At 65.0% G+C, this 469-nt stretch carries 1 protein-coding gene; it reads right to left on the bottom strand.

What is annotated here, in order from left to right:
* The coding region (locus BTW07_RS19230; protein WP_167369310.1) for an Ig-like domain-containing protein at window positions 1–469 on the bottom strand (469 nt) is incomplete at both ends.

The raw sequence follows: 469 nt of genomic DNA on the forward strand, positions 1-469 counted from the left end.
ATAACCGGCGATGGTGCCGTCGACGTCACTTGCCGCCGGCACCTGGCCGGTCAGTAGTGTGTTCTCTTCCGTCGTGGCCGTGCCTGCCTGAGCCACCGGCGCGTCGTTGGTGCCGGTGACGGTAATGGTGACAGTCTTGGGTGCACTGACGCCGCCGTCGTTATCGGTGGCGGTATAGCTGAAGGTGACGTCGCGGCTCTCGCCCGCGGCGAGACCGTCGAAGTCGGTGCCGGGCGTGAAGCTGTAGGAACCGTCGGCATTGAACGTCAGGCTACCGTTGCCCTGACCTACGCCGGTGTCGAGGGCGTAGCTGGCGATGGTGCCATCGACATCGGTCGCTGCCGGCACCTGCCCGCTAAGAACGCTGTTCTCGCCGGTGGTTTGGGTGTCAGCGACGGCCACTGGAACGTCGTTGGTGCCGGTCACGGTGATGGTCACCGTCTTCGGTGCACTGACGCCGCCATCGTTA

It is taken from the genome of Salinicola socius (assembly GCF_001937195.1).
GTDB classification, from domain to species: Bacteria; Pseudomonadota; Gammaproteobacteria; order Pseudomonadales; family Halomonadaceae; genus Salinicola; species Salinicola socius.